Source organism: Plantibacter sp. T3 (assembly GCF_902506515.1).
In the GTDB taxonomy this organism is placed as follows: domain Bacteria; phylum Actinomycetota; class Actinomycetes; order Actinomycetales; family Microbacteriaceae; genus Plantibacter; species Plantibacter auratus.
In genome coordinates, this window is record NZ_LR733286.1 from 2,998,111 (window position 1) to 3,024,755 (window position 26,645).

At 67.9% G+C, this 26,645-nt stretch carries 26 protein-coding genes; 10 read left to right on the forward strand and 16 right to left on the reverse strand.

Annotated elements, in window-relative coordinates; all coding sequences use genetic code 11:
- Nucleotides 1–44: 44 nt before the first annotated feature.
- From GV015_RS14270 to GV015_RS14310, 9 genes are all read right to left on the reverse strand, one after another.
- Complete coding sequence (locus GV015_RS14270; RefSeq protein WP_159878946.1) at nucleotides 45–1,616, reverse strand: ABC transporter substrate-binding protein; 1,572 nt, start codon at nucleotides 1,614–1,616, stop codon at nucleotides 45–47.
- Entirely contained in the window at nucleotides 1,613–2,593 is a 981-nt protein-coding gene (locus GV015_RS14275) for an ABC transporter permease (RefSeq protein ID WP_159878948.1), read from the reverse strand. Before GV015_RS14275 ends, GV015_RS14270 begins: the two co-directional genes overlap by 4 nt.
- Complete coding sequence (locus GV015_RS14280) at nucleotides 2,590–3,540, reverse strand: ABC transporter permease (RefSeq protein WP_159878950.1); 951 nt, start codon at nucleotides 3,538–3,540, stop codon at nucleotides 2,590–2,592. The genes GV015_RS14275 and GV015_RS14280 overlap by 4 nt, the downstream gene beginning before the upstream one ends.
- A 4-nt stretch (nucleotides 3,541–3,544) precedes the next feature.
- Nucleotides 3,545–4,705 carry an N-methyl-L-tryptophan oxidase gene (gene solA, locus GV015_RS14285; RefSeq protein WP_159878952.1) on the reverse strand — a complete coding sequence of 387 codons (1,161 nt, stop codon included), beginning with the start codon at nucleotides 4,703–4,705 and terminating at the stop codon, nucleotides 3,545–3,547.
- Between the two features lie 145 nt (nucleotides 4,706–4,850).
- Nucleotides 4,851–6,794, reverse strand: coding sequence for a GAF domain-containing protein (locus tag GV015_RS14290; protein WP_159878954.1), 1,944 nt, complete (start codon nucleotides 6,792–6,794; stop codon nucleotides 4,851–4,853).
- A 57-nt stretch (nucleotides 6,795–6,851) separates the two neighbouring features.
- Complete coding sequence (locus tag GV015_RS14295) at nucleotides 6,852–7,631, reverse strand: enoyl-CoA hydratase/isomerase family protein (protein ID WP_159878956.1); 780 nt, start codon at nucleotides 7,629–7,631, stop codon at nucleotides 6,852–6,854.
- Entirely contained in the window at nucleotides 7,631–8,917 is a 1,287-nt protein-coding gene (locus GV015_RS14300; RefSeq protein ID WP_159878958.1) for a CaiB/BaiF CoA-transferase family protein, read from the reverse strand. Before GV015_RS14300 ends, GV015_RS14295 begins: the two co-directional genes overlap by 1 nt.
- Before the next feature lie 178 nt (nucleotides 8,918–9,095).
- Nucleotides 9,096–10,799 (reverse strand): AarF/ABC1/UbiB kinase family protein, encoded by a 1,704-nt coding sequence (locus GV015_RS14305; RefSeq protein WP_159878959.1) that lies wholly within the window; start codon nucleotides 10,797–10,799, stop codon nucleotides 9,096–9,098.
- Between the two features lie 61 nt (nucleotides 10,800–10,860).
- The gene (locus tag GV015_RS14310; RefSeq protein WP_159880309.1) at nucleotides 10,861–11,352 is read right to left on the reverse strand and encodes a PadR family transcriptional regulator; all 492 of its coding nucleotides are present in this window, start codon (nucleotides 11,350–11,352) and stop codon (nucleotides 10,861–10,863) included.
- A 199-nt stretch (nucleotides 11,353–11,551) separates the two neighbouring features.
- Between GV015_RS14310 and GV015_RS14315 the strand changes: the two genes are divergently transcribed.
- Nucleotides 11,552–12,424, forward strand: a complete 873-nt coding sequence (locus tag GV015_RS14315) for an oxidoreductase (RefSeq protein ID WP_159878960.1) — start codon at nucleotides 11,552–11,554, stop codon at nucleotides 12,422–12,424.
- A 21-nt stretch (nucleotides 12,425–12,445) separates the two neighbouring features.
- On the opposite strand, the gene GV015_RS14320 is transcribed toward GV015_RS14315, so the two are convergent.
- Nucleotides 12,446–12,931 (reverse strand): glutathione peroxidase, encoded by a 486-nt coding sequence (locus tag GV015_RS14320; RefSeq protein ID WP_159878961.1) that lies wholly within the window; start codon nucleotides 12,929–12,931, stop codon nucleotides 12,446–12,448.
- A gap of 185 nt (nucleotides 12,932–13,116) precedes the next feature.
- Between GV015_RS14320 and GV015_RS14325 the strand changes: the two genes are divergently transcribed.
- The 3 genes from GV015_RS14325 to GV015_RS14335 are packed head-to-tail and all read left to right on the forward strand — an operon-like array spanning nucleotide 13,117 to nucleotide 15,523.
- Nucleotides 13,117–13,743 (forward strand): dihydrofolate reductase family protein, encoded by a 627-nt coding sequence (locus GV015_RS14325; protein ID WP_159878962.1) that lies wholly within the window; start codon nucleotides 13,117–13,119, stop codon nucleotides 13,741–13,743.
- Entirely contained in the window at nucleotides 13,740–15,152 is a 1,413-nt protein-coding gene (locus tag GV015_RS14330) for an NAD(P)/FAD-dependent oxidoreductase (protein ID WP_159878963.1), read from the forward strand. Before GV015_RS14325 ends, GV015_RS14330 begins: the two co-directional genes overlap by 4 nt.
- Before the next feature lie 44 nt (nucleotides 15,153–15,196).
- The gene (locus GV015_RS14335; RefSeq protein ID WP_159878964.1) at nucleotides 15,197–15,523 is read left to right on the forward strand and encodes a YciI family protein; all 327 of its coding nucleotides are present in this window, start codon (nucleotides 15,197–15,199) and stop codon (nucleotides 15,521–15,523) included.
- Nucleotides 15,524–15,547: 24 nt separating this feature from the next.
- Here GV015_RS14335 and GV015_RS14340 read toward each other — a convergent pair whose 3' ends face one another.
- Together GV015_RS14340 and GV015_RS14345 are read right to left on the reverse strand one after the other, a co-directional pair.
- The gene (locus GV015_RS14340; protein WP_159878965.1) at nucleotides 15,548–15,898 is read right to left on the reverse strand and encodes a hypothetical protein; all 351 of its coding nucleotides are present in this window, start codon (nucleotides 15,896–15,898) and stop codon (nucleotides 15,548–15,550) included.
- Between the two features lie 660 nt (nucleotides 15,899–16,558).
- Nucleotides 16,559–17,548 (reverse strand): YafY family protein, encoded by a 990-nt coding sequence (locus GV015_RS14345; protein ID WP_159878966.1) that lies wholly within the window; start codon nucleotides 17,546–17,548, stop codon nucleotides 16,559–16,561.
- Nucleotides 17,549–17,644: 96 nt separating this feature from the next.
- Here GV015_RS14345 and GV015_RS14350 point away from each other — a divergent pair, with 96 nt between their 5' ends.
- Nucleotides 17,645–18,028 carry a glyoxalase/bleomycin resistance/extradiol dioxygenase family protein gene (locus tag GV015_RS14350; RefSeq protein WP_159878967.1) on the forward strand — a complete coding sequence of 128 codons (384 nt, stop codon included), beginning with the start codon at nucleotides 17,645–17,647 and terminating at the stop codon, nucleotides 18,026–18,028.
- A gap of 133 nt (nucleotides 18,029–18,161) precedes the next feature.
- Nucleotides 18,162–18,713 (forward strand): AAA family ATPase, encoded by a 552-nt coding sequence (locus GV015_RS14355; protein ID WP_159878968.1) that lies wholly within the window; start codon nucleotides 18,162–18,164, stop codon nucleotides 18,711–18,713.
- A gap of 74 nt (nucleotides 18,714–18,787) precedes the next feature.
- Here GV015_RS14355 and GV015_RS14360 read toward each other — a convergent pair whose 3' ends face one another.
- Nucleotides 18,788–19,417, reverse strand: coding sequence for a TetR/AcrR family transcriptional regulator (locus tag GV015_RS14360; protein ID WP_159878969.1), 630 nt, complete (start codon nucleotides 19,415–19,417; stop codon nucleotides 18,788–18,790).
- 86 nt (nucleotides 19,418–19,503) lie between these two features.
- On the opposite strand from GV015_RS14360, the gene GV015_RS14365 reads away from it, so the two are divergent.
- A complete protein-coding gene (locus GV015_RS14365; RefSeq protein ID WP_159878971.1) occupies nucleotides 19,504–20,466 on the forward strand; it encodes a zinc-dependent alcohol dehydrogenase family protein in 963 nt (320 codons plus the stop codon).
- 34 nt (nucleotides 20,467–20,500) lie between these two features.
- Here the strand turns inward: GV015_RS14365 and GV015_RS14370 are convergent, their stop codons facing one another.
- Nucleotides 20,501–20,866: a DoxX family protein gene (locus tag GV015_RS14370; RefSeq protein WP_159878973.1), complete on the reverse strand. Its 366-nt coding sequence runs from the start codon at nucleotides 20,864–20,866 to the stop codon at nucleotides 20,501–20,503.
- A gap of 119 nt (nucleotides 20,867–20,985) precedes the next feature.
- On the opposite strand from GV015_RS14370, the gene GV015_RS14375 reads away from it, so the two are divergent.
- Nucleotides 20,986–21,360, forward strand: coding sequence for a helix-turn-helix domain-containing protein (locus GV015_RS14375; RefSeq protein ID WP_159878975.1), 375 nt, complete (start codon nucleotides 20,986–20,988; stop codon nucleotides 21,358–21,360).
- Between the two features lie 120 nt (nucleotides 21,361–21,480).
- On the opposite strand, the gene GV015_RS14380 is transcribed toward GV015_RS14375, so the two are convergent.
- Nucleotides 21,481–22,995, reverse strand: a complete 1,515-nt coding sequence (locus GV015_RS14380) for a hypothetical protein (RefSeq protein ID WP_159878977.1) — start codon at nucleotides 22,993–22,995, stop codon at nucleotides 21,481–21,483.
- 9 nt (nucleotides 22,996–23,004) lie between these two features.
- Nucleotides 23,005–23,952 carry a nucleoid-associated protein gene (locus GV015_RS14385; protein WP_159878979.1) on the reverse strand — a complete coding sequence of 316 codons (948 nt, stop codon included), beginning with the start codon at nucleotides 23,950–23,952 and terminating at the stop codon, nucleotides 23,005–23,007.
- A 797-nt stretch (nucleotides 23,953–24,749) separates the two neighbouring features.
- On the opposite strand from GV015_RS14385, the gene GV015_RS14390 reads away from it, so the two are divergent.
- Nucleotides 24,750–25,043, forward strand: a complete 294-nt coding sequence (locus GV015_RS14390) for a hypothetical protein (protein WP_159878981.1) — start codon at nucleotides 24,750–24,752, stop codon at nucleotides 25,041–25,043.
- Between the two features lie 502 nt (nucleotides 25,044–25,545).
- On the forward strand, nucleotides 25,546–26,508 hold the full coding sequence (locus tag GV015_RS14395) for a DUF4238 domain-containing protein (protein WP_159878983.1): 963 nt from the start codon (nucleotides 25,546–25,548) through the stop codon (nucleotides 26,506–26,508).
- Nucleotides 26,509–26,645: the final 137 nt, after the last annotated feature.

Genomic DNA, 26,645 nt, shown 5'->3' on the forward strand with positions numbered 1-26,645 from the left:
TTTCGCTCGATTGGGGCGGGAGGGACGGTGGGTGGACGACAGGACTACTGGCTCAGCCAGGCCTCGTCGAGCCGGTACCGCGAGTAGTAGGCGTCGCTCTGGTAGTCGTGCAGCTTGGCGCTGTCCCAGACCTCGAAGTAGACCGGGACAGCGACCGGCACGATCTCGAGCACCTGCTCGGCCGCTTCCTCCGCCAGCTGGTCGACGAGCTTCGCGTACTCGGTCGGATCTGATTCGCTCTTCGCCCGCTGGAACAGCTCGCGCGCGGCGTCCGCCTCCGGGTTGCCCTCCCAGTGGTTGTAGACACCGCCGTCGACGAGCACGGGGTCGTAGTAGAACAGCGACGCAGCACGAGGGCTGCCCGGGATGGCGACGAGATCGGTCCAGCTCTCACCGGTCGTGAAGACCGGGGCGATCTCCGACAGCGGCTTCGCGTCGAGCTTCAGGGTGATGCCCGCTTCGGCGAGCTGCTGCTGCATCATCTCGTAGACGGGGTGGTGCGACTGCGCGACGTCGCCCATGTAGCTGAGCGTGATCGTCGGGTTCGGCTGGCCGGCGTCCGCGAGGAGTTCCTTCGCGCGGCTGACGTCGCGCTCGTAGTACGGCAGACCCTCCGGGTCGAGCGCGCCGGGGTCGCCCGCCGGTGGCACGAACGACAGCGCGGCGTAGCCGAGCATCGCCGTGTCGACGAGGGCCTGGCGGTCGAGGGACAACGCGACGGCCCGACGGACGTCGATGTCGGCGAGCGGCCCGGTCTCCGGGTTGATGTAGATCGCGAGGTTCTGGCGGTAGGAGGCCTCCCCGAGGGTGAATCCGGCCTGGACCGCCTGGTCGGCGAGGCTCCCGTCCGTGAAGTACGCGGCCTGGATGCTGCCCTGCTGCAGCGCTGCGAGGCGTGCGGACTCGTCGGGGATGAAATCGAAGACGATCTCGTCGAGGTACGGCTTCGTGTCCTGCCAGGCGTTCTCGTTCTTCTCCATCGTGACGCTGACGCCGTCGCTCCAATCGGTCACCTGGAACGCGCCGGTCCCGAAGGTGGTCCGCTGCCGCTCGTCCGGGGTCGCTGCGCCATAGCCCTCCTCACTCACGACGAAGAACGTCTGGCGGGCGGAGACCGCGTCCACGAAGGTGCCGTCCGGTGCGCTGAACCGGAACGTGACCTCGGTCTCACCGGTCTTCTCGATGCTCGACACGTTCGCGAGGTAGGTGCTCGCCGAGGTGGTCGCCTCCTTCATCAGGTTGAAGGAGTAGACGACGTCGTCGGCGCTGAACGCGCTGCCGTCGGCGAAGGTGACGTCGTCCCGCAGCTGGAAGACCCAGGTGAGCTCGTCCGGTTGTGACCACTCGGTGGCGAGCGCCGGGATGACCTCGCCGTCGTCGTCCTTCGCGAGCAGCGTGTCGTACGCGACGGCGTTGATGACCTCGGCGGCGATCGCGCTCGCGGCCATCGGGTCGAGACCGCCGGCCGACGGCTCGGCCGGGACACCCCAGTGCAGGGTGCCACCGGCGACCGGGTCGCCGCCCGCGTCGGCCGTGGATCCGCCGGGCGCACAGCCGCTGAGCGCGAGGGACGCCGCCACGATGGCGACCGTCCCCGCGAGGATGCGTGTCTTCATTGCTGCCTCTTCTCTGGAGCGTCGTCCGTGGACGCCGCGTCGATGGTGGTGCGGGATGACGTGCCGTGGTGCGCCGCTGCCGCTCCCCGACGCCCGCGCGGGCGGCCGAGCGAGAAGGCGGGCTCCCGCCTCGGGGCGAAGTGGTCCTGGAGCCCGTCGGCGAGGAGGTTCCAGGCCGCCGAGAGCAGGATGATCACGAGGGAGGGCAGGACGATGAGGAGGGGCTGCACCTGCATGAAGCGCGTGAACTCGCTGATCATGCGGCCGGCCGAGGGTTCGGGCGCCTGGACACCCTGACCGAGGTAGCTGAGCGCGGCTTCGATGAGGACCACCTGCGAGGCGACGGACGCGAACTGCACGAACAGTGGCGTCAGGACGTTCGGCAGCAGGTGCTCGACGATCACCCGATGTCCCCGCACGCCACTGAGCGTCGCTGCGAGGACGAAGTCCCGTTCGCGCAGGGCGATGACCGGGGCCCGCATGACGCGGGCGAAGCCCGGAGCGAACACGAGGCCGAGGGCGATGATGAGCGGCCACGGCCCGGTGCCGATGACGACCCCGACGACGAGCGCGACGAGGATCGCCGGCAGCGCGAGCGCCGCGTCCACGATCCGCATGATGATCGCGTCGACCCAGCCGCCGAGGTACCCGGCCACCAGTCCCAGGGCCGTACCGATGACGGCGCCGAGCAGGGCGGCGGCGCCCGAGATGAGCAGACTCGTCCGGGCGGCGAGCGCCAGGCGGGTGAGGTTGTCGCGGCCGAGGTTGTCGGTGCCGAGCAGGTGGTCGAGGCTCGGCGCGGCGAGGGCAGGTCCGGAGGCGGCGAACGGGTCGTAGGGCGGCGCGAGGGTCATCCACCCGGCGAGCAGGAGGATGCCGACGAGGATGCCGGACCCACTCCAGAAGGCGGGACCGAACCCGTTGCGACGGCGGCGGCCGTCGATCTTCGCGAGCGCGATGGCGCGGGTGACCGTCATGACGTGTGGACCCTCACTCGTGGGTCGATCAGCGGGTAGATCAGATCGACGATGAAGTTGATGAGCACGTAGACCGCGCCGATGAGCAGCACGGTCGCCTGGATGATCGGGTAGTCGGACGAGCGGATGCCGGTGAGGAGGAGCGAGCCCATCCCGGGGAGCGCGAACACGGTCTCGATGACGACCGTCCCGCCGACGAGCGCGGCGAGTTCGATGCCGATCACGGTCGTGACGGGGATGAGGGCGTTGCGCAGCGCGTGCCGCCCGACCAATCGGGACGGTGACGCCCCCTTGGCCCGCGCCGTGCGGACGAAGTCCTGTCCGAGCGTGTCGAGCAGGGTGCCGCGGGTGTACCTGGCGACGATCGCCGCGAGGACGAGTCCGATGAGGAGCGCCGGCAGGACGAGCACCCCGACGAGTCGCAGCGGATCCCCGCTCGCCCCCGCGGTACCCACGAGCGGCAGGCGCAGGGTGAGTGAGTTCACGAGGATGAGGACGGTGCCGAGCACGAACGGCGGGGTCGCGAGGAGCACGAAGGACAGCCCGCGCACCGCGTTGTCGGGGGCCCGACGCCACCGGGTCGCTGCGAGGACACCGGCCGGGATGCCGAGGACGGTCCCGAACAGGGTCGCCATGACGGCGAGGGTGAGGCTGAGCGGGAGGCGCTGGGCGATGAGGTTGGACACCTCGTTGGGGACGGTGATGGCTCGCCCGAAGTCCCCCTGCAGGACGCCGAGGAGCCACGCGAGGTACTGCGACAGCCAGGGTCGGTCGAGGCCGAGTTCCGTGCGGAGGGCGTCGAGCGCGGCCGGGTCGGGGTTCGAGGGGTCCGCGAACGCCGACAGGGGGTCGCCTGGGATCACCCGGACCATCGAGAAGACGAGGACGGACAGGACGAACAGGACGAAGAGCGACGACAGGACCCGGGAGACGATGTATCGCGCCATGGGATCAGCTCGCGGAGGTCGGCATCGGTGAGACGCGGTCGGCGCTGCGGGCGTGGGACGGGGCGAAGCTCGCGATGTCGTCGCTCGTCTCCCCGTCGAGCGCGAGCTCCGCGAGGATGCGTCCGAAGGCCGGCGTGAACTTGAAGCCGTGACCGGCGGCGAGGGCGACGATGACGTCCGGGTGCTCCTCGAGCGGGCCGAGGACGAAGTTCCGGTCCGGGGTGAGCGCGTACTGGCAGGTCACCGTGCGGAGCTCGGGGCCCGACGCCGGCACGAGGTCCGCCATGAAGTCGGCCAGCTGCCCGGTGAGCTCCGGCGACGGGACGAAGGTGCGCTCCGCCGGCGACATGCGGTTCTCCGAGACGTCGCGGGCGGCCTTCACCGTCGGTTCCCCGAAGGTCGGGAAACCGTAGTAGCACTCCTCGTCCTCCCAGATCCACACCGGGAACCGCTCGCGATCGAGCTGATCGGCGTCGGCCGGGCGGAAGTAGGTGACCTGCTCCTGCATCACGTCGAGCGGGATCGCCGCACCGAGGGGTTCGAGCAGCTCGTTGGCCCAGGCATCGGCGGCCAGGACGACCTTGCCGGCACGCACCGGGCCGCTGGAGGTCTGCACCACGACCCCGTCGCCGTCGGGGGTCAGCGCGTCGACCCGGGTGCGGTCGCGGATGTCCGCCCCGAGTGCTCGAGCACGGAGCTGCAGCGTCGCCACGGTGCGCGCCGCGTGGGCGATGCCGGTGTCGGCGGTGTAGACCGTCTCGACGTTCTCGGGGATCCGGAACTGCGGCCACCGCGCCTGCACCTCGGCCGGCGTCAGCAGCTCGTGCGGGACCCCGCACTCCTCCAGGGCCGCGGTGAAGTCGGTGGCCGAGTAGGGCCCGTCGACGGGCAGGAAGATGACCCCACCGGTGATGGTGAGCAACCGCTCGCCAGACTCCTGCTCGAGGTCAGCCCAGTCGCGGTACGCCGACTGTGCGAGTCGCACGTACTGCGGTGCGCCGTACGACGACCGGACGATCCGCGAGGTGTCGTGCGAGGCACCGCGGACGTGCCCGAGTTCGAACTGCTCGAAGGCGACGACCTTCGCGCCCCGACGGGCGAGGTGGTAGGCGGCGGCACTGCCGAGAGCTCCCATGCCGACAACCGCGACGTCGAACGATTCCATCCGGTGGTGCTCCCTCGTGCTTGCCCGATCGATTCAGGCAAGTGTGCTGGAGCGCCGGAGACCGACCTATGGACCGAGCACCCATGTTTCCGCTCCGAGAGTGTGTCGGAACGACGGACGGCGCCGGTCGGCGTACCGCACGGGTTCAGCTGGTCGAGTGCACGTCGCGCAGCGACCGCCGGAGTCGCTCGAGTCGCGCCGCGGCCTGCACCCGGAAGCGGTACTCGCTGTCGTCCCAGTCCCCGACGAGGAGTGAGCGGATGCGATCGAGGCGCTGCTGCACCGTGTTCGGGTGGATGCGGAGGCGTCTCGCCACCGCATGGCGGCTCTCGCCGTCGTCGAAGTAGCCGGCCAGCGTGTCGAACAGGGCGGTGCCGCGTCGTTCGTCCCAGTCGAGGATGGGCCCGAGCAGTTCGTCCACGAAGCGGATCACCGCTGTCGGCTCGCCCGAGGTGAGCGCGTGATACGGCGCGAGACTGTCGGAGGGCACCGTTGCAGCCTCGATGCCGAGTGGGAGGAGGAACCGCAGGTCGGCCGTCGCGCGTTCGACGGCCGGGCCGACCTCCGCCCATCCGCCGAGGCCGGTGCAGACCACCGCCGTGAGCGCCGATTCGTGCAGCCGGTCGGCCAGCAGCCGTCGGAGCCGCTCCGTCTCGGCGACAGGGTCCGCGACCGACCAGGCGACGATCACCCGGTGATCGCGCCGGGCGACCACGCCGTTCTCGCCGACGGCACCCGCGGCGACGAACGCCGCGTCGGCGACGTCCCGCTCGAGGACGTCGACGACCGCGCAGGCTCCCGGCGTCATGGCACGCAGGGAAGGTTCGACGTCCGCCGAGAGGTCGTCCGCACCGTCGACGACCGCCAGGAGCCAGCGCGCTCGACGCTCGGCTCGCAACGCGATCACCGCGTCGCGCTTGAAGGAGACCAACGCGGCCACCTGGGCGGCCCGCTCCAGCGCGCGGCGGAGGACGCTGTCGTCGGGACCGGAACCGGCCTCCGCGACGATCGACCCGAGGACGCGGTCGGCCCCGACGATCGCCACGACGAGCCAGCGGTGCCCTCGGGCTTCCACGAGCTCGGCGTGCCCGCTCAGCTGGCTCCGACCGACCGCGTCGCGGAGCACCGGTCTGCTCGGCAGCTCACCACCGCCGTCGAGGAGCCTCGCCTGGTCGTCAAGCGCCCAGACTCGTCGTCCGAGTCGTTGGGAGAGGGTCACGACGAGGTCCACCACCGTTCCGCCGGACATCGCCGCCGAGGTGAGCTCCTCATGGATACCGCTCGCGAGCTCCGTCGCGGCGAGGTGACGTTCGAGGTCACGGTAGGCCTCTTCGGCGCGGACGACGGCTGCCGCCCGCTCCGCGAGCGCCCGCGCCGTGTGCAGGACGGCCGCGGCGTGGTCGGCGAACGCCGAGAGCAGGAGGACGTCGTCCGGCGTGTAGTCGTACCCGAACCGGTTGCACGCGAAGAGCGCGCCGAGCACCTCGTCCCCGACCGCGAGCGGGACACCGAGGAACGACACGAGTCCCTCCGCCCGCACGGCGGCGTCGATGCGGTCGTCGTGGCCGACCTCGGTCATCGTCTCGTACCGCGCGACCCAGGCGGGCTCACGCGTCCCCGCGACCAGGCTGGCGAGCCCGACCCCGGCCGGGACGGCCAGGTCTCGGAACCCGGGCGTCACCGTCCCGACGGAGTGCCGCACCCGGAGGTCTCCGCGGGCGTTCTCGACCTCGGAGAGATAGGTGACGTCGGTGCCCATGAGCTGGTGCGCACGCTCGACCAGGCGGCCGAGGACCTCGTCGACGTCCTGCAGGCGGACGAGCTCTCGCGCGGTCGAAAAGAGCGCCTCGAGCTCGTTCGCCCGACGCCGCAACCGTGCGCCACGCAATTGCGACTCGCGGACGGACTCGACCACCGCCTCGGCCTCGGCTCCGGCGACACCGGCCCTGGCGAGCAGGTCCCGGACGCCTGCGCCGGGACGCCCGGGCTTGTCGCGGGACGCCGCGAGGAGGTCGAGCGCGAGTGACGCTCCCGAGGTCGCAGCGGCGACGCTCGGGCGCGGTTCGTCGGAGCCGATCGCCGGACTCATGCGGACTCCATCAGCGTGGGGGCGGGACACGTCCGCCTCGGGCAGGATGGCCTCAGTCTAGGAGTCGTGCGAGGGGAACACGGGCGGAGTGCGGGCGGCGAACGCGACGAGCCCCTCCCGGGCGTCCTCGCTGGTGAAGGCTTCCTGACCGAGGACCGCCTCACGGTGGAAGGCCTGCTCGAGCGGCAGGTCCGAGAGTTCGCGGACCGCCCGTTTGACGGTGGCGACGGCGGTGCGACTCTTCGCGAGCAACTCGTCGGCGACCTCGTGCGCGGTGTCCATCAGCTCCGTCGCCGGGACGACGCGGTTGACGAGGCCGTACCGGAGGGCGGTCGCCGCGTCGATGCGGTCGCCACGCAACATGAGGTCCATCGCGAAGGCGTACGGGATCTGGCGGACCAGACGACTCAGCGTGCCTCCCGCGGGCACGACGCCGACACCCGTCTCCGGGAGCGCGAACCCCGCGTGCTCAGCGGCGATGCGGATGTCGGTGGACAGCAGGATCTCGAACCCGCCCCCGAGGCAGAGCCCGTTGACCGCGCCGATCACCGGCTTGTCGAGACGGGTGTGCTTCTGATGCGCGTCGTCCCACTCACTGATGTCGAACCGGCCGTCGGCCAGGGCCGGTATCGACTCGCCGAGGTCCGCTCCGACGCAGAACGCCCGGTCGCCGGCACCGGTCAGGATCGCGACACCGATGCGCGGGTCGTCGCGGAACTCGGCGAACGCTTCGCCGAGTTGGTCGTACATCGCGAGAGTCAGCGCGTTGAGTTTGTCCGGGCGGTCGATCGTGATGACGGCGGTCGCTCCGGACCGGTCCAGTCGAACTCCGCCCATCAGATGGTCCCCGCCGCCCGCAGCTCGTCGATGGCGGCCTCGTCGTAGTCGAGCAGCTCCCGGAGCACCGCGGCCGTGTGGGCCCCCGTCGACGGCGCTCGGCCGTTCGTCCTCGGTGGGGTCGCGTCGAGCTTGACGGGTGAGCCGAAGGTCCGGAGGTCGCCGAATCCGGGATAGGCGGTCTCGACGACCATGTCCCGAGCCGCGATCTGCGGGTCGGCCACCACTTCGCCGATGTCCTTCACCGCACTCAGCGGGACAAGGTCCCCGGCGAGCGCCTCGAGTTCCGCCTTAGTGCGGTCCGCGAACCAGCCTTCGACGAGGGGACGGACCGCGCGCTCGTAGACCTCCTCGTCGAACCGGTCGCCCATCGCGTGGAGCTCGGGGTGGGCCTCGTACTCCCCCGGGTCTCCGAACAGCTCGCAGGAGATCCGCCAGAACTTGTCGGTGTAGCCGCCGAAGAAGACGAAGCCGTCTCGGCAGGGGAACGCCTCGTAGGGGCGCACGAAGGGATGCGCGTTCCCGAGCGGGACCGGCACCGTGCCCTCGGTCGTGTAGGCGACGACCGCGTTCTCAGTCAGGGTGAGGACCGAGTCCTGTTGCGAGATGTCGACGAGCTGCCCGTACCCCGTGGCGTCGGCGTGCCGGAGCGCCGCGAGGACGCCGATCGTCCCGTACAGGCTCGCTGCGAGGTCGCCGATGATGGTGCCGACCCTCGTCGGCGGTCCGCCGGCCGGACCGTTCATCGACCACAGACCGCCGGTCGCCTGGGCGCTGTTGTCGTAGGCCGGTCGGCCACGGTACGGTCCGGTCTGACCGTAGCCACTGAGGGCGGCGTACACGAGGCGCGGGTTGATCGTCCGCAGGTGCTCGTAGCCCAGGCCGAGGCGGTCCATCGTGCCCGGACGGAAGTTCTCGACGAGCACGTCGGCGCGGGCCACCAGATGCTCGAGCAGCGCAGCACCCGAGGAATGCCGGAGGTTGGCGGTGACGCCGAGCTTGTTGCGGTTGTACTGCGCGAAGAAGCCGCTCAGTCGGTCCTCGCCCACCGGGCCGTCGGAGTCGTCCTCCGCCTCGAGCAACGGCGGGAAGGTTCGCGTGTAGTCGGGCTCGTCCGGGTGCTCGACCTTGATCACGGTGGCCCCGAGGTCGGCGAGGACCATCGAACAGTACGGGCCGGCGACGACTCTGGTGACGTCGACGACCACCACGCCCGCGAGCGAGCCGCGTGCGGTGTCGAACCCGCCGAGATCGGCGAGGCGGACACGCAGGTCCTCATCGATCATCGGTTGCCACCCGTCGTCGAAGTAGTGTGATCCGGCCGCCTGCGCATGTCGCTCCGCTCTGCACTTCGGAACGGTCCCGATCGTGCGTGGCGATCCTGTCACCGCGATCGACGGCGCGGACATGTCCGTCCGGACCACATCCGCGGCCTCAGGGACGGCCGCGACACATGCAGGTCACTCAGCGCCCGCGTCGCCCCGAGAACAGTGCATGGAGGAGCGGCACGACGGAGACCACCATGAAGACGGTGCCGAGCACCGCGTCGTCGGCACGGAGGACGGCACCCGCGACGAGCAGCGCGGCGAACAGCACGGCCGAGACGACTCGGCCCGTCGTGCGGTCGAGCCGCGCGATCCGCTGTTCCAGTCTCGGGTTGGTGGTCGCGACGGTGCCGGCTTCGACCCGCGTGATGACCGCGTCGAGGCGCTTCGGCAGGCGGACGGCGACCGTGGCGATGTCGAGTGCCTCGCGACCGAGGTCCTGGACGACGTTGCCGCGTTCGTCACGGAGCAGCTGCGCGGCGTAGGGCTCGACGGAGTCCCAGAGGTTGAACTCGGGGTCGAGGGCGCTGCAGACACCGGAGGTGAGCGAGATCGCGCGGATGATGAGCAGGAAGTTCTCGGGCAGCTGGAACGGCAGCGTCCTTATGACCTCGCTGAACTGGTTGCCGAAGTCGCGGAACTCCTTCGGGTCGACGTCGCGCAGTTCCGCGAACCCCATGCCGCCGAAGCGTCCGAACAGCGCGGTCATGGCCCGCTCGAGCTCGGTCGTGTCGGCCGAGGGCAGGAGGACGCCGAGGTCGCGGATCGCGTCGACCAGGCCCTTGCCGTCGCGCGATGCGGCGGCGATGAGCAGCTTCCGGAGGCCGCGCCTCGTGGTCGGCGGGACCTCGCCCATCATCCCGAAGTCGATGAAGGTCAGCTTCCAGGGTCGCTCGCCCGGGGCAGCCTCGACGGGCGTCACGAAGATGTTGCCGGGATGTGGGTCGGCGTGGAAGAACCCGTTGGTGAAGAGCTGGTCGAACATGACGGCCGCGAACACGGGCGCCACGTCGACCGGGTCGATGCCGGCGGCGCGCAGGGCGTCCGCGTCGGTGATCTTGATGGCGGTGACGTCTTCGAGCGTCAGGACGCGCTGGGTCGTGCGCTCCCACACCACCGCGGGTACGGAGACGCGGTCGTCGCCGGCGAAGTCGGCGGCGAACCGCTCAGAACTCGCAGCCTCATGGAGGTAGTCGATCTCCTCGAGGCTCGTCGCGGCGAACTCCTCGACGAGTGCGGGCATGTCGACGCGGTCGGAGACGAGCCGGACGCGGCGCAACCAGCCGCCCACCTTGCGCAGGGCGGCGAGGTCGACGGTGACGATCTCGTCGATGCCCGGCCGCTGGACCTTGAGCACGACGGCGTCGAGCCCGGTGTCTGCGGCGAGCGCCGGAGCGAGCAGGGCGCGGTGCGCCTGGCCGAGCGAGGCCGCTGCGACGGGGCGTTCATCGATGCCGGCGAAGACCTGCGAGAGCGGAACGCGGAGTTCCGACTCGGCGAGCGCGCGGATGCGTGGGAAGGCGACGGGCGGGACCTCGTCCTGCAGGCCTTCGAGCTCCTTCGTGATCTCCGGCGGGAGGACGTCGAGGCGCGACGACATGAACTGGCCGACCTTGATCATAAGGCCGCCGAGGTCGACGGCGAGCACGTGGAACCGTCGTGCGAACTTCTGCATGCGGCGCGTGCGGGTCCGCTCCGTCAGCTTGATGAGCCCGAACCGCGGCAGGACGATCTCGAACCACCAGGCGGCGGCCAGGTGCCAGCTCGCGAAGCGGAGGATGCGACGGTACCGGGCGCGCCCGTGAGCGGGCGGACCGGCAGGAACGCCGGTCCGCCCGCTCATGGGGAGCTCGCCGAAACGGGACGCCGAGTCGCTGGGCGTCCCGCCGGTCGACGACACTCGGTCAGTCCTGGGCGAGGATCGCGTAGAGGCGCTTGCGAGCGTCGTCGAGGATGGCGACGGCCTGCTGGACCTGCTCGGGCGTTCCGGTGCGGCCGACCTGGGCTGCAGCCTGGGCCAGCTCGACGCCGGCCTTCGGCAGAGCGGTGAAGCCGGGGTGCTCGGACGACTCGGCGTTCTGCCACGGAGCGGATGCGCCGGACTCGGCGACCTCGTCGCGACCGGCCTCGGTCAGTGCGTAGGTCTTGCGGCCACCCGACTCCTCGGCCGTGATGATGCCCTCGTCGGACAGGAGCTGCAGCGTCGGGTAGACCGAGCCTGCGCTGGGCTTCCAGGAGCCGCCGCTGCGCTCTTCGATCTCGCGGATGATCTGGTAGCCGTGCATCGGCTGCTCGGCCAGGAGGGCCAGCACGGCGGAGCGGACGTCGCCGCGGCCGACGCGCGATCCGGCGCTCTTCTCGAACTTCGAACGCAGCTGTTCCATCATCTGCCACATGCCGTCGGTACCGAAGCCGGCTCCATTGCCGAAGCCTCCGCCGTTACCGAACCCTGCGCCACCGAATCCTGCGCCACCGCTTGGGAATCCACCCATGATTGCTCTCCTTCGTCGTACGTGAACGATGCTCAACGATATATCGGTGAAGCTGTGAACGATATGTGTGATCGGAAGATCGTGATGGCGTAACGTCGCCCTCATGTGCCCCTGGACCGCAGCAGACATCCCCGATCAGCACGGCCGCGTCGCGATCGTGACCGGCGCGAACAGTGGGATCGGCGCGGTCACGGCCCGCGAGCTCGCCGCCCACGGTGCGACCGTGATCCTCGCCTGCCGCGACACGGAGAAGGGCGCGCGGGCCGCGGCGTCGATGACCGGCGACGTCGAGGTGCGGCACCTCGATCTCGCCGACCTCGCGTCCGTCCGTCGATTCACCGATGGTGTCGAGCGGGTCGACGTGCTGGTGAACAACGCCGGCGTCATGGCGGTTCCCGAACGACGCACGGCCGACGGCTTCGAGATGCAGATCGGCACGAACTTCCTCGGGCCCTTCGCCCTCACCGGCTTGCTGATCAACCGCATCACCACGCGGGTCGTGACGCTGTCGAGTGCCGCGCACCGTGCCGGCAAGATCGACCTGGCCGATCTCAACTGGCGCAACCGGACGTATCGGCGCTGGTCCGCCTACGGCCAGTCGAAGCTCGCCGACCTCATGTTCTCGGCCGAACTGCAGCGACGCCTCACGGCGGAGGGTTCCTCGGTGCTGTCCGTGGCCGCGCACCCCGGCTTCGCGTCGACCGAGCTCCAGTCCCACACCGAGTCCGCGCAGGGTCCGCTCCTCGCGTGGGGAACCCGGCTCCTGGGTCAGAGCGCTGAGATGGGTGCGCTTCCGACGCTGTACGCGGCGACCTCGCCTGACGTCGAGCCCGGCGGCTACTACGGTCCGAGCGGCTTCGGCGAGATGCGCGGCGGCCCGAAGCCCGTCGGCCGAACCTCGGCGGCCCGCGACGAGCACGTCGCCGCCGAACTCTGGACGACGGCCGAAGCGCTCACCGGAGTCACCTACCGGTAAGCGCGCCCGGCCGTCCCGGCGTCACGCGGGAAGGCTCTCCTCGATCGCGGCGATGACCTCGGGGGCATCCGGCTCGGTGGTCGGACGGAAGCGGTGCACGGTGCCGTCGGGCGCGATGAGGAACTTCTCGAAGTTCCACTTGACGTTGCCCGCCTTGCCGTTAGCGTCGGCGGTCTTCACGAGCTCCTGGTAGAGCGGGTGCCGGTTCCGTCCGTTGACCTTCACCTTGTCCATCATCGGGAAGGTGACGCCCCAGGTGGCTGAGCAGTACTCGGCGATCTTCTCGTTGTCGCTGAGCTCCTGCAGGAACTGGTTGCTCGGGAACCCGATCACCGTGAAGCCGCGGTCGGCGTACTCCTTCTGGAGTGCCTCGAGCTTCTCGTACTGCGGTGCGAGGCCGCAGCGGCTCGCGACGTTGACCACGAGTTTGGCCTTCCCGTCCCACTCCGCGAGGGTCGTGTCCCGGCCGTCGAGGGTGGTGACGGGGATGGTGTCCAGATCGGTCATGGTGTGATGCCTCTCATCTGTCGAACGACGTCCTGCCCGTGCACTGGTGTGCGCAAGCGGATCCACTCCGAACGCTACTCGCCCAGGACACGGCCGACGCCCTTTCGTCAGTGCGTTCTCAGCCGACAGCCGTTGACACCGCCTGCCCGCCGGTGGATCGTGAGTGCAGCAGATCGGAGCAGGACATGGGACGCATCCACATCGACCTCTTCATGACCCTCGACGGCGTCGCGCAGGCGCCCGGCGGGCCGGAGGAGGACCCCAGTGACGGGTTCGCGTTCGGCGGCTGGCAGGCACCGCTCATCGACGAGGTCGACGGTGAGCAGATCGACGCCGGCATGGTGGGCATGGACGCCCTCCTGCTCGGGCGCCGGACCTACGACATCTTCGCCGGATACTGGCCGCACCAGGAGGGCGGCCAGGACGACGGCATCGCCAGGCTCTTCAACCGACTGCCGAAGTACGTCGCGTCACGCGAGCCGCGGGAGCTGGGGTGGGCGAACTCGACGCAACTCGGACCGGACCTCCCGGAGGCCGTTGGAGCACTGCGCGAGCGTCACTCGCAGATCCACGTCATCGGCAGCCTCGACCTTGTGCAGACCCTGCTCGCCGACGCACTCTTCGATCAGCTGAACCTCTGGGTGTACCCGATCACGCTCGGCGCCGGGAAGCGGGTCTTCGCCACCGGCACCGTGCCGTCCTCGCTGCGCCTGCTCGGCCCGGCGACCACCTCCCCTGCAGGGACCGTCCACCTCAAGTACGAACGGATCGGCGGAACGCCGGCCACCGGCGACATGGGCGACCCGCGATGAGCGCGTCGGACGAGGCGTCGACGCAGACGCCCGACGCCGACACCCGCTTCGACACGGTCGTCGTCGGTGCCGGCGTCGCCGGGCTCGTCGCCGCACGACTCCTCGCGGCCGCCGGACGAACAGTGGCCGTCGTCGAGGCCCGTGACCGGGTCGGCGGGCGGGTGTCGACCGAGCGTCGCGACGGTCAGGTGACCGATCTCGGCGCATCGTGGGTGCACGGGGTGAACGACAGTGCGGTCGCTGCGGCGGCCGACGCGTTCGGGATGCGGACAGTCGAGTTCACCGTCGGCGGCTACCAGCCGGACAGCCGGCCGATCGCGTACTACGGGCCCGGCGGCGAGCGCCTGTCGGACGCCGAGGCTCGCGGCTTCGCCGAGGACGTCCACGCCCTCGACGCGACGCTCCTCGGTGTCGTCGCCGAGTCCGCGCCGGACGCGTCGTACCGTGACGTGACCGAGGCAGCGCTCGCGTTGCAGGGCTGGGACGCCGAGCGGGTGCAGCGGGTCCGCGAGTACCTGGAGCATCGTTCGGAGGAGCAGTACGGCGCATGGATCGAGGACCTCGCGGCCCACGGGCTCGACGACGACGCGATCGACGGTGACGAGGTCGTGTTCCCCGACGGGTACGACGTGCTCCCCCGGAAACTGGCCGAGGGGCTCGACGTGCACCTCGAGCACGTGGTGACGAATGTGCGGTGGTCTGCACAGGGCGTCGAGGTCACCGCCCAGGGGCCGACTGGCGAGGTGGTGCTGCATGCGGGCTCGGTTGTGGTGACGGTGCCGGTCGGGGTGCTGCAGTCGGAGGAGTTCAGGATCGATCCCCCGCTGCCGGAGCCGGTCGCCGGCGCACTCTCGCGGTTGCGGATGAACGCGTTCGAGAAGGTGTTCCTCCGGTTCGAACGGCGATTCTGGGACGAGGACGTCTACGCGATTCGACAGCAAGGCCCGGAGAGTCGACGCTGGCACTCCTGGTACGACCTCACGACGGCGCACGGATCACCGACGTTGCTGACGTTCGCCGCCGGCCCGACGGCCGTGGAGATCCGGGACTGGGACGAGTCGCGCGTCGTCGAGTCGAACCTGGAGCAACTGCGTCGCCTGTACGGCGTCCGTGTCGAGGAGCCGACGGAGGTGCACGTCACCCGGTGGCAGGACGACCCGCTCTCCCGCGGCTCCTACGCCTACATGACCGTCGGCTCGACGACCGATGACCACGACGCCCTCGCGACCCCGGTCGGTGGCGTCCTGCACCTCGCGGGCGAGGCGACCTGGACCGACGACCCCGCGACGGTGACGGCGGCATTCCACTCCGGCCATCGGGCGGCGGAGCGCGTCCTCGGCCAGTCGATCCCGATCGACACCCTCTGGCTCGACGAGAGCGCAGTACCAGTCGTCAACCAGCTCAGATAACGACCACGAGTGCGCTCTCGAGAGCGTCGAATGAGAGGAAACGTATGCAATTCATGATGTTCGTCCTCACGGACCCGGTGCCCGACGAACCAGCCGACGACTCCGACGTCGACCTCTGGGTCCAGGAGCTGGACACGACCGGGCGGCGACTCCTCGGCGACGTGCTCGATCCGAGCGAGGCGCGCGGCGTCCGTGTCCGCGCCGGCGAACGCCTGGTCACCAACGGCCCGATCCCGGGTGCGACCGACACCCTCTGGGGCTTCGACATCCTCGAGTGCACCGACCTCGACGAGGCGATCGACATCGCGGCCCGCCACCCGATGGCCCGCAACGGTCGCCTGGAGCTGCGCCCGTTCCCTGCAACGAGCTGAACGGCACGCTGTCGAGACCGGGGGTCAGTACTCGCGCATCTCGTAGAACGGCAGATCGTTGCAGCCTGCCTCCAGTGCGTCCATCCGCCGCTCCATGGGTGTATCGAGTAGTCGCTCCAGCGGCGAGTTCGAAGCCCCTGCGGCGATCGCATCACACGTGGCGACGGCACGGAAGTGGGCCGGGTAGATGAAGATCGCCAAGACGATCGCAGCAAGGCTGAAAAGCAACAACCCCGGAGCGATGCCCCGTTCCTTCCGCTTGAGTTGAAATCCGACCCCGGCGATGATCGCTGCGATCGGCGCGAAGAGGGCCCCGGTAATGACGACACCCCCGAGCAAGGCGACGAGGGTAAGCCATACCTCTGGATTCCGCATTCGAACCTCCATTGGTTCCGATGCAGCTGATGCTCCTATCACGCCATGGCATCGACAACCCCCAAGGCGGGGGGCTGGCGAGCTGAGCGGTCCTCACGCCGACCAGGATCCTCGGCGTCGGTCGAAGCATCGCCACCGACCTCGCCCGGGCTGGCGCTGCGGTCCTCCAGCCTGTGCGCTCGACCACGAGGGGCGAACACGTCGTCGAGCCGGTGGGGTGTCTCCAGCAACCTGTCCCACCCCTGCTTCTCCCCCACCAATCTATTGGCCGCCCAACCGGGCATGGGTCGCCAGCGAGACACCGGAGCCCGTCGCGTGGTCACCCTGCTCTCACGCCTCAGCGCCGCAGGCACGGTGTCGAGTGACGCGCAGCCTGCGCTCATGGCCGCAACGGCTTCGACCGCACGAAGCGACGAGTTCTACGGCCAGGTCTGGACCATCGGTGGCCGCCCCGCGCTCCTCCCGGCCCTGTGTCCGCCGATGCGGAACCTGGATGACGCCCAGAGGCTCTGGAACGAGTCCGAGCGGCTCATCGGTGGGTGCGCCCGCGTCTGCCCCGCCGGCCAGTTGTTCGAGTGCCCCGATACGCGCCGCGCCCGCGGCGATCGCGTCGACCAGGCCACCGGTCGCCCGCGTCGAGACGATCCGCATTGTCGCGCGCTACTCGGCGACGGGCCGCTGTTCAGCACCGCCAGCGATGCGGAACATCCGCGTAGCCGTCGCGCGCGCGAGTTCACGGAGATCCTCAGGCTCGTCGATGATGACCGCGTGATCTCCCAGCCCGGCGATCACCGCTGGAAGCCAGTCGAGGCGTTTGGCTCGGATCGAGACCCGATGCCAGCCAGGTGCGTCCTCGATCGACTCCACGACGGCCACGCTCTCCGGGAAGCGGGCGCGTATCTGCGGGACGCTCGCCTGGATGCGCAACCGGACGTGCCATCGGTAGTCCGCCCACGCGAAGCGCTCGACGAGTGGAGGGCGCTTCGCTCGAGTGACCGGGTCCGAGAAGACGCCGGGCAACGTCCGCGCCGATCGGATGCGGTCGACCCGGAAGGTGCGCTCCTCCGCTCGCTCGACGTCGAACGCGTCCAGGTACCAACGACCGGCATGGACGAGCAGGTCGAACGGATGCACCGTGCGGCGCGAGGGCGCGGCCTCCGCGTCGCGGTAGCGCAGCTCCAAGGGACGTCTCGCTCGGAGCGCATCCGACACGGTGAGCAGGACGCCGGCGTCGGGCACGTCGAGGCGGGACGGGCTCAGCGCTGCGGCGTGCAGGACCGCCTCGACGCGTTCCGCGGATGCGGCCGAGAGGGAACGCCGGACCTTCGTGAGGGCGATCTGCGCTGCGACGTCCGGGGAGGCCGAGGACGATTGAGCCTCACTCAAGCCGAGGAACACGGCGACCGCTTCCTCATCAGTGAGCATGATCGGCGACACCCGTCGGCCGACGCCGAGGCGGTACCCACCGTAGCGACCGCGCACCGATTCGATCGGGACATCCATGTCCACGAGACGCTGCACCGAGCGGCGCACAGTCCGTTCGTCCACGCCCAACCGCTCGGCGAGCTCTGGCACGCTGCGGATCTCCGCGGACTGCAGCAGCTCGAGCAACTGCAGCGCTCGAGCAGTCGGCGAGCCGGCATATCCCATCACATGAGAATACCGGGCGAAAACGGCCCGGTATTGGCTCTATCGTCGTCACCGCCCCGCACCTGTGGGGGAAGATCACCAGCCAAGGAGACACGCATGCAACTCGCAGCCACCCGGATCATCACCGACGACGTCGACACCCTGGTCGCGTTCTACGAACGGGTCACCGGTGCGACCGCGGCACGATTGCACCCGTTGTTCGCCGAGGTGCGCACCGACACCGGCACGCTCGCCATCGCCAGTTCGGCGACCATCCCACTGTTGGGCGAGGACGCCGCCGCACCGCGTGCCAACCGGTCCGTCATCCTCGATCTGCTCGTCGAGGACGTCGACGCGGTCTATGCGGCGCTCCAGGGCGTCGTGGCGACGTTCGTGAACGAGCCGACGGACATGCCGTGGGGCAACCGGTCGTTGCTGTTCCGCGACCCCGACGGCAACCTCGTCAACGTCTTCACCCCGATCACCGTTGACGCAGGGTGAACGCGCCGACTCGTGACGTGCGCCCACGGCCTACGCCGGGATGACACGCTCGCCGGCTGTGGGAGGAGTCCGAGCAGCTCATCAGCTGACGCGGCCGGAGCCGGCGAGCGGAACACGGTCTATCCTCGGTCCCGTGAAGATCGTCGTGTCGGGCACCCACGCCAGCGGGAAGAGCACGCTCATCGCGGACTTCGCGCTCCGCCACCCGGAGTTCACGGTCCTCGGGGAGCTGTTCGACCTCGTGGAGGACGCCGGGGACGTCCCGAGCAGCGCCTTGTTCGCCGCCCAGCTACGCCTCTCGGCGGACCGACTGCTGGACGAGTCGGATGACGGACACGTCATCGCGGAACGCGGGCCACTCGACTTCCTCGCCTATCTCGTCGCGAGAGCGGAACTCGCCGACGCCGACCTCGACGTCGCCTTCCTCGAGCAGGCGAACACGCGCACCGCCGCGGCGCTCCAGACGGTGGATGTGCTGGTGGTCCTGCCGTTGACGCCGAACGACGGGATCCACGTCGGCGCGGACGAAGATCTGGAGCTGCGGACGGCCATGAACGCCGTCCTGCTCGATCTCGTCGATGACCCCGATTTCATCGGCGACCACGTCACGGTCGCCGAGATCACCGGCGATCCGTCAGACCGCTTGGCCGCCCTGGAGGCTCTGGTCGCGTCGCAGCAGCGCTGACCTACCGCCGGACACGCCCACGACTCGGTGCCGGGAAGTCGTCATCCGGGTCACCGCGGACACGGGGACACGGCCTACGCCGGGATGACGCTCGGGATGAGTCGCGGCGCTGGAGGCAGCGGTCCGTGCCGGTCGGACGCCCGCAGTCCGTCGATCACGAGTGCGGCGTAGCGTCGCGCGGCTCGGACGCGCTCCGTCTCCGTCGTACTCGAGAGTCCGCGAGCAGCGAGCAGGACCACGAGGAAGTCGTCGAGGACGAAGTCCGCGCGCAGCGCGCCGGCGTCGATGGCACGACGAGCGACGGCGGTGATCGCACGCACGGCCTGTTCACGCTGGGTCCGGAAGTCGACGGCATCGGGGTAGGCGGCGAGGAACGCGTCCGTGAACCCCTGGTTCCGAGCGTTGAGGACTAGGACCTCCTCGATGATGCTGCGGAATCCACGCCAGGGGTCGACGTCCGCGAGGGCGTCGACCACGATCGAGCGGCAGGCGTCGAGCTCGTTCACGAAGGCAGCCCTGACGAGATCGGCTTTGGTCGGGAACCGTCGGTAGAGGGTGGCCGGCCCGACACCGGCTCGTCGGGCGATCTCTCGCATCGTCACGTGGAGGCCGTCGGTCCCGAACAGTTCGCGGGCTGCCGCGAGGACGCGGTCGCGGTTCTCCTGCGCGTCGGAACGCAGGTTCTGAGGCAATGTCGCGGGCATGTGTCTCACATTACTCAAGTGGACGGGTGCGTCCGTTACGTTGCGGGAGGCGGGTCAGATCCCCCGCCGCGAAACGGAGTGCACCCATGCGCGCAGTGATCATCCGGACCTTCGGCGACCCGAGTGGGATGGAGGTGACGGACCTGCCCGTCCCCACGCCCGGGGCCGGTGAAGTCCTCGTTCGAACGGAGGCCGTCGGCGTCGGCGGCGTCGACGTCGTGATCCGTCGCGGCGGGATCGCCGAAGCCGCCCGGGACTCGGGGATGATCCCGGGGAGTGAAGCAGCCGGCGTCATCACCGCGACCGGGCCCGACGTCGACCCCGCGTGGGTCGGTCGACGGGTCTGGGCGTTCACGGGGACCTCGGGCGCCTACGCCGAGTACGTGATCGCGCGAGCAGACGAGATCGTCGAGTTGCCGTCCGACCTGACATCCGTCCAGGCGGTGACGCTGGGCAGCGCGTTCCCGGTCGCGCACTTCGCGCTCGAACGCGCTCGCCTGGCCGAGGGCGAATCCGTCCTCGTGCGCGGGGCCGCCGGCAGTATCGGCCTGGCCGGCGTCGAGCTGGCCGCTCGTGCCGGCGCCGGCGTCATCGCCGTCACCACCTCGTCCTCCGAACGCGGCGAACGTCTGCGGGCTTTCGGTGCAACCCACGTGCTCGACCGCTCCGGTGCAGGCGATGCGGACGGCCCGGCGGAGTTCGACGTCATCCTCGACATCGTCGGCGGTCCCGATCTCCCCCGGTTCATCGAGCGGCTTTCGCCGAACGGCCGCCTGATCGCCGTGGGCGTGGTGGGCGGGTTCCCGCCCGCCGACTTCGGCACGGCTCTCCTGGCCGGCTTCCGCCGATCGATCACCTTCGGAACCCTGAGCCTCGACACCGTGCCACGCGAGGAACTCGCCCGGGTGCGAGCCGAAGTGTTCGATGACGCCGCCCGAGGAGCGCTGTCGCCTGTGGTCCACGACACCCTGCCGCTGAGCGACGCAGCCGAGGCGCACCGTCTCATGGACGCCGGGGACGTGTTCGGGCGCATCGTGCTCGTCCCCTGAGTCGGCTGACGAGGCAGGCACCGATCCGCCATCGCTACAGCCAGATCGTCGCCAGCCAGACCTCGACGGCGGCGAGCGCCAGCAGGGCGACGTTCAGCCCGAGGACCCGGATCTCGCCGCGACGCACGTGCAGGGTGATGCCACCGACCTGCACGAGGACGAGGCCGACCGCGGCCGCGATGGTCAGCCAGGTGAGGACGCCCACGAGCGGTGGCAGGATCAGGCCGACCACGCCCAGGATTTCGAGGGCGCCGACCACGCGAACGGCCGAGAGCGGCATGGAGTCGACCCACGCCATCATCGGGCGGAGCTGCTCCGCCGAGCGGACGAGCTTCATGCCGCCCGAGTACAGGTACAGGACCGCGAGCAGTCCTGCGACGATCCAATAGGCGATGACCATGTGCAACCTCCGAGTGCGTGTGTGCGTTGATGGTTACGATGGGTAACCGACGCAAGTGTGGACCGGATCGGACCGGCGTACAAAAGGCACACGCGTGTGACCGAGCCGCGAGGGGTGCCGTGTTCCGCTACCAGAGGCTGTGTTCCGTCCGGGGCGACCAGGGCAAGGCCATCCGCTCACTCCTCGACCGCATCGCCGACAAGTGGGCGCTCCTCCTCATCGCGACGCTCCACGACGGCCCGTTCCGGTTCACCGAGCTCGAGCAGCGCATCCCGGGCATCTCCCGACGCATGCTCACCCTCACTCTCAGGAACCTGGAACGCGACGGGCTCGTCACCCGCACCAGCTTCGCCGAAGTGCCGCCGCGGGTCGAGTACGAGCTGACGGACCTCGCGCAGTCGCTCATCCCCCACGCGGTGGCACTCGCCGAGTGGGCCGGAGAGCACGTCCCCGTGATCGAAGCGAGTCGAACGGCATACGACGAGCGGTTCTGACCGCCGCGCCACGCTGCGAACAACGAAAAAGTCCCGGAAATCAGATGGTCTCCGGGACTTCATTGTCGGGCTGACAGGATTTCGCGATCGCTACGTTCTGGCGCGACGTGGTCTGGGCGCTCAGCTCACCGTCCACGCCGCAATTGCCGCGGCGAGATAGACCGCCGGCACCGCAATCCTGATGACTGTTGCTCGACGACTGGCGGCGCGCACAGCGCTGAGACGGAGGATATCGTCACGCTCACTTTCGGTAAGAAGATCTGCAACTGTGTCGAGGTCCTGGCGCAGACTCTTCAACGGCGAGCTCACGGGCGGCCCTTCTATGGTGATATTCCACACGATCAGCCCAAGGAGAAAGAGCGCGAGGAGTGTACGGAGGTCATGGGCCTGACCTTCCGTGATCGCTTTCGTAGTCCGCGCGATAATCACGCCGCCGATCGCAAGCAGGGTGGCCACACAACGCTCGACCGTGGAACGTGCGGTAGCAGCCGTCTGTTCAGTGGCTCGGTGCGCGACGTCGACGGCGAATGTTCGTGCGGCCCGACGGGCGAGCAGAACCTCGCTGACTGCGTCGCGCCGCAATGTGGCAAAGACTGCGACAGCAGCGTCAAACACGTCGCCGCTCTTCCCCCACGGTGGGACGTCTCGATAGAGGCTGGCGACCTGCTGGACCGCCAGACGTTGATCCACCGCGTCCGAGCCGCTTGCCCACACGAAGAGCTCATATGCGCGCCGAGCCTGGGCCTCGCTGATCGAGATACCGTCCGAACCAACTCGATGGGCAACCCGTTGGAGCCCAAAGACCTCAAGGAGCACTGAGGCTGCGGACCGCTCGAATTTAACACTCGTGGAGAGTCCAACCCACGCCATAGTCGCGCACCGTAACCACATGGCGTGTTCGAGCGCTGCCAATTCGGTTCCGTACCTCAATGATGGAGCCAGCGCAGCGGGGCTAGCAGCCTCGGGAAGCTCAGCAATGCGCCACACGGTCGGCGTCAGCTGGCAGAGTGCATGTGCTACTTCCGCGACCGTTACCTCTGACGACAAAGGAACTATAGCGGAGCGTCCGAGCCGCAGCATCTGCTGGGCATTGAGATCCTCGAGCACGAAGATGACCGGTTTTTCTGCATCCCAAGTGGGACCGAGAGCCCACACCGGAGTGCTTGAGATCATCGACTCGACATCCGACACCCCTGGAAGCACTTGCCAACCTAGGGATGGTTCCGCAGTGGCGAGAATTGCAGAGAAGTCGTACTTCATTGTGACCGTCCACACGCCCGGGAGTGATAGCGCAGCATCCACATCGCCGGCCCAGGCATCGGAAGCTGCGTCGACGGTGTCGCGGTTGAAGGTCCGCGGAATGTCGATAACGCTCTGCTGAGTGACCGTGCGATGTCCTTCCTTGCCGGTCACCACCGCCAGCGATGCATCTCCAAAAGCCCCGACGGCTGCGATCGAGTCAAATGGCGTTGGCACGCTGTCCAACTCGAAAAGCAAATCTGTAGGGCTCCCGCCGGAACGAGAGAGCGTGACAACGCTCAAGGTGCGAATGGCAGACCAGCCTTGAGATCGGAGTCGGCTTACGGCTGCCGACGCCTCAATGGTCTGGTGGAGAGCATCCTGGAGGTTAGTCACGAGACGACGTTATGGGGTTCCGCTGACATCGTCCTGCTCGACAGGGGTCAGAGGTGTGCTTGTCAGAATCACTGTCTCGTATCCGGTACCGACCTGGTGGGTCTGAACCTGGCTCATCCGGGCGAGTGGCAATTTCAGTTCGATCTCATCAGCCTCATAGGTCTTCTTCACAACGGTGGCGAACTGTGGACGGATCATTCCCGGCATCGCACCACCTGCGCCAAGTTCCGGCGCGGTGACAACGAAGCGCGGCACTTGACCGCGAATCCGCTCGATCACCGTTTCAGCGTCACCGCCATGGCCGACAGCTGCAACGGCTGCGGCGATCCGCGCAGGCGGCAACTCAGATAGCTCCTCGATCAGCGCTCGCTCAGTAATCCGGGCGTTTGGGGAGGCATCGATTCGGTACGCATTCTGGAAGTATTTTGCTGTGCCCTCCACGATGGCGTCCAGCACTACGAGGGTTGAGTGGGGTGCGCGCGGGTCGGGCCAAGACAGGCCTTTCTGTATATCGCCGGGACGAGGCAGTAGGTCCTTGAACACCCTCAGCCGCACTCCATCACCGGTGCGGTCAAGTTGAGCTGCTTCGACCTCTGCATCGAGTTTGAGAAGACTGACCGTGCGATTGACGCCCCCTTGTTGCGCCTCCACAACAAACGCAACTACACACGATGCGGAGTTGACTCCCTGCATCGCGTCAGCAAGTTGCTGCACTAGCCTGCCAGCAACCGCAACGAAAGCGCTCCTGTCCGCAGTCAGGGCCTCGGTGAAATCCTGCTCCAACGTCGAATCTGGCCTAAACCGCCCACGTGTCTCCGACGCGTTAGTCGTCTTCCGTAGGCGTTCAACGTGTCGGACCAGGAAGTCTTCCTCGTCCTCGTCCAGATCACTCCAGGTCGCAGGAATTACATTCCGGCCGCGATCCGTAATCACCGCCAACGCACACTTCTCGATCATCAGAACTCCCTCGATCAGGCCGACCGAGATCGGTGACCAGAACTATATCGGCTCCACTCAGTTCCTGGAAGGAACCGGTTTGCGCTTACCAAGCCCCCTGAGGACAGCAACCCAGCGCCGAGGAGAGACCTCGGAGCAAACAGCCTCCGGCGCCGTCATCCGCCAGGGGCCAAGCCACACTTCTTCCTACCAGCTTCTGGGCGATGTCAGAACACGGATGACGCGGAGCACGACAGGGAATGCATGAGTTCTTCATAGTGGATCCCTGGTTTTTCACACCTGCTCCGTCACTCATCACCCGGTCATGCCCGGGCCTGATTTTTCTTCGAGACCTTTGCACTTTTGGCTGGAAAGAGTTGAGCGAGCGCCAGCATCGATTCACCGACCACGCCGTCGAGGCACATAAGCCACACTGTCGCCGTTTCGGCGCAAGGACCATGCCCCTGCTTTACGCATACTCACATACTGCGCGAAAATCCTTGCCAAATCATTGAGAACGAGTTCGAGTGACCAGTGGTCGATCTCCTTGGCCGACTTAGAGTAGGGCCGCAAGCTGCCATCAACCTCGCGTCCGCTCATCCTTTGGACCGCTCGGTTTGTGCGCTCTCGACATCGCCACTCGCCGGTTTCCGCTTCCGTAGACAGGCGACGACCTTACCTGAACTCCACGGACACCCTATAGTGTGCTGAAGGCCTGCGCAGCATAGCCCGCCAGCCCGGTGGTGAAGCGTGACCGCTCTCGCGAGACAGGGCGCTGGGGGTTGCAGTTCAACGACGACTGAAAGTGAAGGCTTACCATGGCAACCATCGATGACGCGATCAATGATCGAGTTGAAATCGAATTTACGTACGACGGATTTCCGCGTGTGGTTCAGCCTGCCGCCCATGGCACGCACGTAAGCACGGGTAAAGAGTTGCTTCGTGGCTATCAGACAGGCGGAACAAGTGCAACGCGCTCGGTCCCATTGTGGGACCTCTTCTCCGTCGCGAGGATCGAGTCCCTGGTCGTGACTGATCGACGCTTCGACACAAACCCACCCGACTACTCCCCAGATGATCGCCACCTGGGCGAGATCTACGCACAGTTGTAGAAGGCTCTCCCGATTTGTGTCAACGGTAATGCACAGGGACTGGTGCGGCGCTAGAAAAATGAGTCCCGGAAACCGAAGGTTTCCGGGACTCACTGGTCGGGCTGACAGGATTTGAACCTGCGACCCCTTGACCCCCAGGTAGACGGTTCAGCCCAGATCCTTGATTTTCCGGGCTCCTCTGCCCCTCAAACGGCCGTATTTCACGTCATGGATTGCATGGTCTGCATGCATCAGGTCCCGGCCAGGTCCCGGCGCTTGATAGCCACAGGGCACCCACCGAGGGTTCTTGTCGGCTTTACGTTGACGTCGACCAGATCCTCGACGCCTCGATATTTCGGGCCCTCGCAAGTGATAGGTGTGTCACCTTCGGCAGTGTCCGATAGGCGAAGTTACCGCGGCGACAAGTCCAGTTCAGCACGTCCGCGGATAGAAGCATTTAGCCGGTCCGGCAGGCGCGGAGAGTCCCTGCTGAGATGCCAGGTGATGACGAGAGAATGTGGTTGTGTCTCCTCGTCACCACACCGTGCCGCAGCTGTACTTGCGGAACTTCGCAGATACCTCTGAACAGGTGGTGCTCGTCAGCCGCGACGAGCTATCCCTAGCTCACCGGAGTGCGATCAACAGGGCCATCGCGGAGGTAGGTTTTTATCGAATCGAGACCGAGGCTCTCGCCGGCGAGGAAGACAAGATTGGATTCGATCCCGAAGACGTCGAGACCGCGCTGAGCAAGCTTGAGTCCGCGATGTCACCGACCATTCACAAGCTCGTCGAGGGACGCTTCGCTGCCGTCGACAAAAACGACTGGTATCGGCTGATCCAGTTCACCGCTCTTCAGACAGTCCGCGGACATCGCTCGCGTAACGACGTCATCGCGTTGATCACCCAATCGGTGCGCACACGAGTTCTCGACGACCTAGACGAAGAGAAGGCTTGTGCTTCGCTCGAGCGCCAGGGCAAACCCAGCACGGCCGCGGATGCGGCAGCGTTCGTTGAGGACCTCGCGTCCTCGAGATTTCCGCGCATTGTCCCGCCGCAGGCTGTACTCGTCCAGGAGAGTCTCAAGATGGCATTTGGCGATACTGAGACCGATGACTGCGGGCTTGCGCAGCATCTGGTGGGGAAGAAGATCGAGGTAATCGTCCCGAAGAACGCCACAGTCCTAACCAGCGATGAGCCAGTGTGCTGGTGGTCTCCGGAGGACGTCCCTGTCGGGTACGCGACGGCGCGAGTCGTATGGCTGCCGCTGTCGCCTCGGTTGATCGTCCAGTTTCGCGATCCAACCTTCGATATGGCAGCACACGGGCTGCCCGACCTCCGAGTCGGTGAAACTCACGATGAGTTGGTTGCGTTTGTAAATCGCGCCGTCGCCTCCCAGGCCGAACGATGGATCGTCCATCACCCTGATGACGCACCGATCGTGGACATGGTCCTCCCGAAGCGCGCGAGGTCTTTCGAAACGAGTTGATGGCAGTGAGAAAGGGCGCGACGACTCGTGGAGAACTCTACGTCCATCGCCGTTTGCACAGCAGAGCGGAGCCAGGAGATACGAGCATCCTGCAAGGTGCTCAGTGAATCACATTCGCGAAGAGCTATTCGCGACGC